This window comes from Exiguobacterium sp. s160, assembly GCF_018617575.1.
GTDB lineage: Bacteria > Bacillota > Bacilli > Exiguobacteriales > Exiguobacteriaceae > Exiguobacterium > Exiguobacterium aestuarii_A.
Genome location: NZ_JACSKK010000015.1, coordinates 1 through 7595, shown reverse-complemented (window position 1 = coordinate 7595; position 7595 = coordinate 1). Strand labels below are relative to the sequence as shown.

Here is a 7595-nt window from a genome sequence, read left to right as displayed (position 1 = left end):
CCAGGCAAGATCGTTCCGCAATAGCTCAGTGGTAGAGCAACCGGCTGTTAACCGGTAGGTCGTAGGTTCAAATCCTACTTGCGGAGCCAATTTAGGCCCGTTGGTCAAGCGGTTAAGACACCGCCCTTTCACGGCGGTAACACGGGTTCGAATCCCGTACGGGTCACCAATATGGAGGATTAGCTCAGCTGGGAGAGCACCTGCCTTACAAGCAGGGGGTCGGCGGTTCGATCCCGTCATCCTCCACCATTTTTATGTATTACATCAAACCTATATATATGCCGGTGTAGCTCAGTTGGTAGAGCATCTGACTTGTAATCAGAGGGTCGAGGGTTCGAATCCTTTCGCCGGCACTCCTCGGGGGGGTAGCGAAGTGGCTAAACGCGGCGGACTGTAAATCCGCTCCTTCGGGTTCGGCGGTTCGAATCCGCCCCCCCCCACCAGGTTTGAGCCATTAGCTCAGTTGGTAGAGCATCTGACTTTTAATCAGAGGGTCGCAGGTTCGAGCCCTGCATGGCTCACCATTTTTTGCGGAAGTAGTTCAGTGGTAGAATACGACCTTGCCAAGGTCGGGGTCGCGGGTTCGAATCCCGTCTTCCGCTCCATATTCTTATCCCTGTTTCGGGGCCTTAGCTCAGCTGGGAGAGCGCCTGCCTTGCACGCAGGAGGTCAGCGGTTCGATCCCGCTAGGCTCCACCATATGTTTGTTTCTTAAGTTAGTAATGACTTAAGTTTTTTTTTGCCTAAAACCATGAACCATTCAAATGAGAGTACAGAGAAAGGCAACCTGCCACCATTCAGGTTGCCTTTTTGTATGTTTATTCATTTTATTGCCGAGTTGAACCAAACGAATGATAGCGTTTACAATTTAGTTATCAAGCGTTCAAAGGGGGAATGGCAATGCAATGGTCATATATTCATGTACCGCTGCGATACGGTCAAGGGAAACTCGGGGTTGACCAAGGACCAGCAAAATTAAACGAATTAGGGATGGAGGCACTCCTGCCATCGGAAACGGTCAAACATAAGATACGCGTGTTACCGGAATCTGAAATTCGTGAAAATGAGGAACACTTGAAGCGAGTCGATGGTGTCCTACACACAGTCACCGAATTAGCGGAAGTTGTGCATCGTGAGATTACAGCAAATCGATTCCCATTGATCGTTGGGGGCGATCATAGTATGGCAATCGGTACACTCGCTGGGTTGGCTCAAACAGGACCATACGGTGTCATCTGGGTAGATGCCCATGCTGACTTGAATACAGGAGAAACTTCACCATCCGGTAACATTCATGGAATGCCACTTGCGGCTGCGATGGGCATGGGTGATGTTCGTCTGACAGAGGTAGGCGGACGTGAGCCGAAGCTATCACCGGAGCATTTAGTATACATCGCACTTCGTGATATCGATGAAGGGGAAATGAACGAGATTAATCGACTTGGCATCAAAGTCATCACTGTAGAAGAAGTGCGAACGCGTGGTGTGGATATCATCATGCAAGAAGCATTGAATTATCTACGTGAACGCGTCAATCGTTTCTATATCAGTTTTGATATGGATAGCTTAGATGCATCACTTGTACCTGGCACTGGGACACCGGTTGATGGTGGTCTGACAGAAGTCGAGGCCAAAGCGATTTTAACAGAAGCCATGAAAGCCGATGATTTGATTGCTGTCGAACTCGTTGAATTGAATCCGATGTTAGACCGAGAAGATATGACGGCAAATTTAGCGTATCGTCTGTGCGAAACGATTATAAAATCAAAAGAAAACCTGTTATTGGAAGGTGAGACAGTCTGATTTCCTTACAGTTTCCAAACCCGTTTGCTACAATGGGGATGGAAACTTTTTTTATTTTTAATGAAACCATTTGAATCATGAGACGTATATAGAAATGACCGCATGTGTAGCGGAGAGGGGAAGTGGATTGATGGAACGGCTGACCACCCGTTTGGTAGATGAATTGAGGGCGGGGAATCACGATTCGTTTGCCGAACTGGTAGAACTATACAAGGATGGTGTCTTTGCAATCGCCTATAAAATTTTGTATGATCGTGGCGAAGCGGAAGACGCTGCCCAAGAAGCGTTCATTCGTGCGTATACACGAATCGATACGTATGACGCACAATATAAGTTCAAAACGTGGCTCTATCGAATCACAACGAACGTTGCCATCGATCGATTGAGGAAACGAAAACCGGAGTATTCGATGGATGCCGAAATTGCAGGTACAGACGGTTTGACCTATCAAGACCACTTAGCTGATGAAGCGCCCCAACCCGATGCCCAAGTGGTTCATCGCGAAATTCGAAGTGAGATGCATGAAGCGATCAAGCAACTCCCCGACAAATATCGTATTCCTTTACTCCTAAAGTATGTGGATGATTTGTCATTAAAAGAAATCAGCGTGATGATCGACATGCCGGTCGCAACGGTTAAAACAAGGATCTTCCGGGGAAGAGAAATGTTAAAAACAATCTTTCAAAATAGGGAGGGGTTCAATTGACTCCTGAAGAAAAAGTACAACAATATTTGGAAGATGGCGTTTTGCCCGAAGAATCTGACGAATTGCGTCAATTGTTAGAAGACGATGAATTATACAAGTCGTATCTACAATATGAACGAATCGACGCAGAACTGAAAGCATTGCCTCGTCCAAAGTTATCAGCCGATTTTACTGCACGTGTGATGGCCGCTTTGCCTGAAGCACCTGTACAAAAAGCACCCGATACGGTCGTTCCGTTATCAAAACCAATCCGAAAAGAACGAAAACCGCACTCGAAACAAATCGCTTGGCTACAACGACACCCGGCTTTAATCGCGGCGGTCCTGTTCTTCAGTCTAATGTCTAGCGCGACACTTGGACTCTGGAACAGTGCATCTGAGACGATGACCTATACAAAAGTACCAGGGGTTGTCGTGTCAGAGAACGAAGTCATTGTGCCAGCCGGTGTAACGGTCGAGAAGGATATCACCGTTCAAGGTGGCGATTTACGAATCGAAGGAACGGTCAAAGGTGACGCGACCGCTGTGAATGGTCGTGCGTATTTAGCCAGTGCCGGTCAAGTGACAGGTGAGCTTGAACAAATTGACCAAATGTTCGAGTGGATTTGGTACTCGATGAAACAACTATTCTAAAGACGCATCTAGCGTCTTTTTTTCGTTTCAATCTGGTTTCGTTTTGAAGTGACGCAATGCGTCTAGACAGAATTGATGATATAATGAAACTTGCACGATTTAGCTAGGTAGTTAAGGAGGGGAGCATTTGCCGCTACTTGAACAAGTATCATTTTTCTCATTTTTAAATCTTTCAGAAAACGTACATTGGTACGATTATTTGAATGATGTTTTAGATATCGTCGTCGTCACGTACGTGATTTATAAGTTAATGATGATTGTACGTGGGACAAAAGCAGTTCAGTTAATCAAAGGGATCTCGATCATCCTGGTCAGTTGGTTCTTGAGCGGTTTCTTCGGATTGAAGACGCTCCAGTTCTTGCTAAATCAGGTGATTACGTATGGTCTTCTTGGGATCATCATCATCTTTCAACCTGAGTTGAGACGTGGTCTTGAACATCTCGGACGAACGAGCAATTTATTCGGACGTACGGGAACGAGTGACGAAGAGCAACAACGACAAATGATTGAAGCAATCGTCAGTTCTGCACAGTATATGTCCAAACGGCGAATCGGTGCATTGATTGCCATCGAACGCGATACGGGACTCAATGAATATGTCGAGACAGGCATTCGGATGGACTCACATATTACGTCTCAGTTGATTATTAACTTATTCATTCCAAACACGCCGCTTCATGATGGAGCGATGATTATTCAGGACGGGAAGATTGCAGCGGCAGCTTGTTATTTACCGCTCTCTGAAAGCCCACACATCGATAAAGCGCTCGGGACACGTCACCGTGCAGCCATCGGCGTCAGTGAAGTGACAGACAGTGTCACCCTTACCGTCTCAGAAGAAACGGGAGCGGTCTCCCTTGCGATTGCAGGGCGTCTGTATCGCGAATTGGATGAAGAAGCGCTGCGTAACAAATTAATTCAAGAACTCGTCATCGAAGAAAAAGAGGCGACCCTCTCGTTCTTCGGTAAAAAAGGAGGGGATAAGTAAGTGATTGATCAGTGGTTACAACATAAATGGTTTCTCCGCTTCATCGCACTTGCTTTAGCCGTCCTTTTATACTTAATGGTCGCTGAGACCAGTTCTTCAAACAATGCGTCGAGCGCGCTGCCGATTGTCGGACAGAGTTCCATGACGCTCGATGTGCCGGTCGAAGTGTTTTTTGATGAGGTGCAGTATGTCGCATATAATGTACCGGAAGAGATGGGCGTTGAGCTTCAAGGTCCGTCCAGTAGTTTAACGATGACCAAATTGGTGAAAGATTATCAGGTATTCGTCGACTTGACGAACCTCGGGACGGGCTTTCACCGTGTTCCGGTCGAGGCACGAGGATTCGGTGGCGACGTCAACGTCAAGTTAGACCGAGAGACTGTCGAAATCTATATTGACCGGAAGCAAACGATTGAAGTGCCGGTATCTGTCAACTTATTAAACAAAGATCAGTTACCGGACGGGAAAGTAGCTGGTGATGTCGAAATCGAACCGTCTACTGTGAAAGTCACGGGAGGCGCAAGTCGGATTCAAAACGTCAAAGAAATTACATTGAATGTAGACGTTGCGAATCAAAGTCAGACGTTTACACGAGAAATTCCCCCGACTATTTTAGATGCGAATGGAAACCCATTGAACGTGTCGGTCGACCCGAATATCATCAATGTCACCGTACCGATTTATGATCAAAGTGCGATGATCCCAATCGAGGTCGTTACGAGCGGAGAAGTGGCGGATGACTTCCGACTAGTCGATACGTTGTTAAGTGAGACGGAAGTCCGTGTCTTTGCACCAAAAGAAGTGCTCGATGCACTCGAAACAATCGAGACGGAACCGATTGAGCTGGATGACTTAACAAAGTCTGAAAAGTTAAATGCCACCCTCCGCCTTCCAGAAGGAGCGACATCTCTCGGTAAAAAAGAAGTCGAAGTCCAAGTGTTGATTCGTCCGAACGACGAGTCGAAAGATGACACGGGTGAATTGACGGAACGGATTCGATTGACGGTTCCTGTCAATGTTCGTGGATATGACCGGACAAATTACACGGTTCAAACGCAAGAAGTCGTCAGTGTGACGTTGTCTGGAAAACGATCCCTTCTAGAGAACATCTCCTCGAACAGTGTCAATGTAACCTTAGATTTAACAGGTTTACCGAGTGGGACACACGCGGTAGATGTAGATTATGAAGTACCAAAAGGCGTGACTGTCATTTCGCCGAAAACAATCGATGTTCAATTGACGAGCGTCGATGAAGAAACAGAAACATCTTCCATTCAATAAAGATGTTCAATCATACAAAAGTGAGGATTTAATCTTATGGGTAAATATTTTGGAACAGATGGAGTTCGCGGTGTTGCGAACTCTGAGTTGACTGCGGAATTAGCATATCGTTTAGGTCGTGCGGGTGGCTACGTGCTCTCGAAACATTTGCCAGAAGGCGAACAGCCAAAAGTCTTGATTGGTCGTGACACACGAATCTCAGGACATATGTTAGAGGGGGCATTGATTGCGGGTCTTCTTTCGATCGGTGCAGAAGTCATGCGTCTCGGTGTCATTTCGACACCTGGGGTCGCTTACTTGACGAAGTCATTAGATGCGACAGCGGGAGTCATGATCTCGGCATCGCATAACCCCGTGGCAGACAACGGCATCAAATTCTTCGGTAGCGATGGTTTCAAATTAGATGACGCAACCGAGCAAGAAATCGAAGACATTTTGGACGCTGCAGAAGATACACTCCCACGTCCGACTGGAAAAGACCTCGGTTTCGTTTCAGATTATTATGAAGGTGCACAAAAGTATCTTCAAATGTTGAAACAGACTGTAGAAGAGGACTTTGATGGCCTTCACATCGCGCTTGACTGTGCGCATGGTGCAACAAGTGGTCTTGCAGCGCGTCTCTTCGCTGACCTTGAGGCGAACGTGTCGACAATCGGAAACTCGCCGAACGGGTTGAACATCAACGAAGGTGTCGGCTCGACACACCCTGAGCACTTGGCTGAGTTCGTTCGTGAAAAAGGAGCGGATATGGGTCTTGCCTTTGATGGTGATGGAGACCGTTTGATTGCGATTGATGAGAACGGTGATATCGTGGATGGAGACAAAATCATGTACATCTGCGGGAAATACTTGAGTGAAAAAGGTCGTTTGAAAGACAACACAATTGTCGCGACGGTCATGAGTAACCTTGGCTTCCATAAAGCTGTAGAAGAAGCGGGCATGACGGCGCTTCAAACAGCAGTTGGAGACCGTTACGTTGTAGAAGAAATGAAGAAACATCAATACACACTCGGTGGCGAACAGTCGGGTCACTTGATTTTTCTCGATCACTCGACAACGGGTGATGGGATGTTATCAGGCGTCCAATTGGCGGAAATCGTCAAGTCGACAGGTCGTAAACTTTCTGAATTGGCAGCTGAGATGCCGGTTTATCCGCAAAAGCTCGTCAACATTCGTGTGACGAATAAGAATGATGCAATGAATGGAGAGCGTGTGCTCGCGACGATTCAAGAAGCGGAAGCGGAAATGGCTGGGAACGGTCGGATTCTCGTCCGTGCATCTGGAACAGAGCCACTCGTCCGTGTCATGGCAGAAGCGCCGACAGCGGAAGAGTGCGATCTCTACGTTGAAAAAATCGCACAAGTCGTGCGTGAAGATTACGGCGTAGAAGGATAATTTTTCAGAAACCGGGAATAACACAAGGGAATCCAACGTTGGATTCCCTTTTTGTTTCCGTTTTGTCATCGAGAAAACAATGGTTCTTCTTGACGAATGGGGGTGTGATTTGTACTATTAAGAGCGTGACCTTGGAAACGGAAGGACACAAGAGTACGAACAAGCGCCAGAACTCTGCGGAGTTGACGAGGTTGGAGGTTATCGAGTTTTCGGCGGATGCCTCCTCGTCGCCTGTCACGACGAAAAGCACGCTTTTAAAACGCCCGGGTGACCGGACGGACAAAGAAGTGTGTGTTGACAGCTCTTAGAAAAAGCCCGTTTCCTTTTTCGAGAAATCGAAGAATAGAGGAGATTTGTTTATGTGTGGAATTGTAGGAATGATTGGGAATACCGGAGCGAAGGAAGTCCTTCTCAAAGGTCTTGAAAAACTCGAGTACCGTGGTTATGACTCGGCAGGTCTTGCGTTGATGCATGAAAATGTCAACGTTCACAAAGAAGTCGGTCGCATCGCTGCGCTACGCGAAATCATCCCAGCAGAAGTAGACGGCACGATTGGAATCGGCCACACACGTTGGGCGACACACGGGGTACCGAGCGTACCGAACGCCCACCCGCACCAAAGTACGACAGGACGCTTTACGCTCGTGCACAACGGCGTGATCGAGAACGACGAAATCATCAAGAAGACGCTTGATGTCCCGTTCCTCTCGGAGACGGACACGGAAGTCATCGTCCAGCTCATGGAGAAGCACTTCGTCGAGCTCGGTGATGTCGAGGCGGCGTTCCGCAA

General features: G+C 47.4%; 6 protein-coding genes, 8 tRNA genes and 1 pseudogene. All 15 read left to right on the top strand.

Translation table 11 applies throughout. The annotated features are described in order from the left end of the window. Nucleotides 1-14: 14 nt before the first annotated feature. Nucleotides 15-89 (top strand) — tRNA-Asn (locus KNO86_RS14440). Between the two features lie 5 nt (nucleotides 90-94). Next, nucleotides 95-169, top strand: a tRNA-Glu gene (locus KNO86_RS14435). A gap of 4 nt (nucleotides 170-173) precedes the next feature. Next, a tRNA-Val gene (locus KNO86_RS14430) sits at nucleotides 174-249 on the top strand. A 31-nt stretch (nucleotides 250-280) separates the two neighbouring features. Continuing rightward, a tRNA-Thr gene (locus tag KNO86_RS14425) sits at nucleotides 281-353 on the top strand. Nucleotides 354-359: 6 nt separating this feature from the next. Next, nucleotides 360-443: transfer RNA gene (locus KNO86_RS14420), tRNA-Tyr, on the top strand. Nucleotides 444-448: 5 nt separating this feature from the next. Further along, nucleotides 449-524: transfer RNA gene (locus KNO86_RS14415), tRNA-Lys, on the top strand. A 6-nt stretch (nucleotides 525-530) separates the two neighbouring features. Beyond that, a tRNA-Gly gene (locus KNO86_RS14410) sits at nucleotides 531-605 on the top strand. An 18-nt stretch (nucleotides 606-623) separates the two neighbouring features. Beyond that, nucleotides 624-699, top strand: a tRNA-Ala gene (locus tag KNO86_RS14405). Between the two features lie 201 nt (nucleotides 700-900). Next, nucleotides 901-1803, top strand: coding sequence for an arginase (rocF, locus tag KNO86_RS14400; RefSeq protein WP_214697366.1), 903 nt, complete (start codon nucleotides 901-903; stop codon nucleotides 1801-1803). A gap of 130 nt (nucleotides 1804-1933) precedes the next feature. Continuing rightward, nucleotides 1934-2509 carry an RNA polymerase sigma factor SigW gene (gene sigW / locus KNO86_RS14395; RefSeq protein ID WP_012727640.1) on the top strand — a complete coding sequence of 192 codons (576 nt, stop codon included), beginning with the start codon at nucleotides 1934-1936 and terminating at the stop codon, nucleotides 2507-2509. Further along, nucleotides 2506-3141 (top strand): RseA family anti-sigma factor, encoded by a 636-nt coding sequence (locus KNO86_RS14390; RefSeq protein WP_214697364.1) that lies wholly within the window; start codon nucleotides 2506-2508, stop codon nucleotides 3139-3141. Before sigW ends, KNO86_RS14390 begins: the two co-directional genes overlap by 4 nt. Before the next feature lie 127 nt (nucleotides 3142-3268). Next, nucleotides 3269-4129, top strand: coding sequence for a diadenylate cyclase CdaA (cdaA, locus tag KNO86_RS14385; protein WP_214697362.1), 861 nt, complete (start codon nucleotides 3269-3271; stop codon nucleotides 4127-4129). Beyond that, a complete protein-coding gene (locus KNO86_RS14380) occupies nucleotides 4130-5410 on the top strand; it encodes a CdaR family protein (RefSeq protein ID WP_214697360.1) in 1281 nt (426 codons plus the stop codon). A 36-nt stretch (nucleotides 5411-5446) separates the two neighbouring features. Continuing rightward, nucleotides 5447-6805: a phosphoglucosamine mutase gene (gene glmM / locus KNO86_RS14375; protein ID WP_214697357.1), complete on the top strand. Its 1359-nt coding sequence runs from the start codon at nucleotides 5447-5449 to the stop codon at nucleotides 6803-6805. A gap of 359 nt (nucleotides 6806-7164) precedes the next feature. Beyond that, nucleotides 7165-7595 (top strand): annotated as a pseudogene (locus KNO86_RS14370) (glutamine--fructose-6-phosphate transaminase (isomerizing)); the annotation flags it as partial.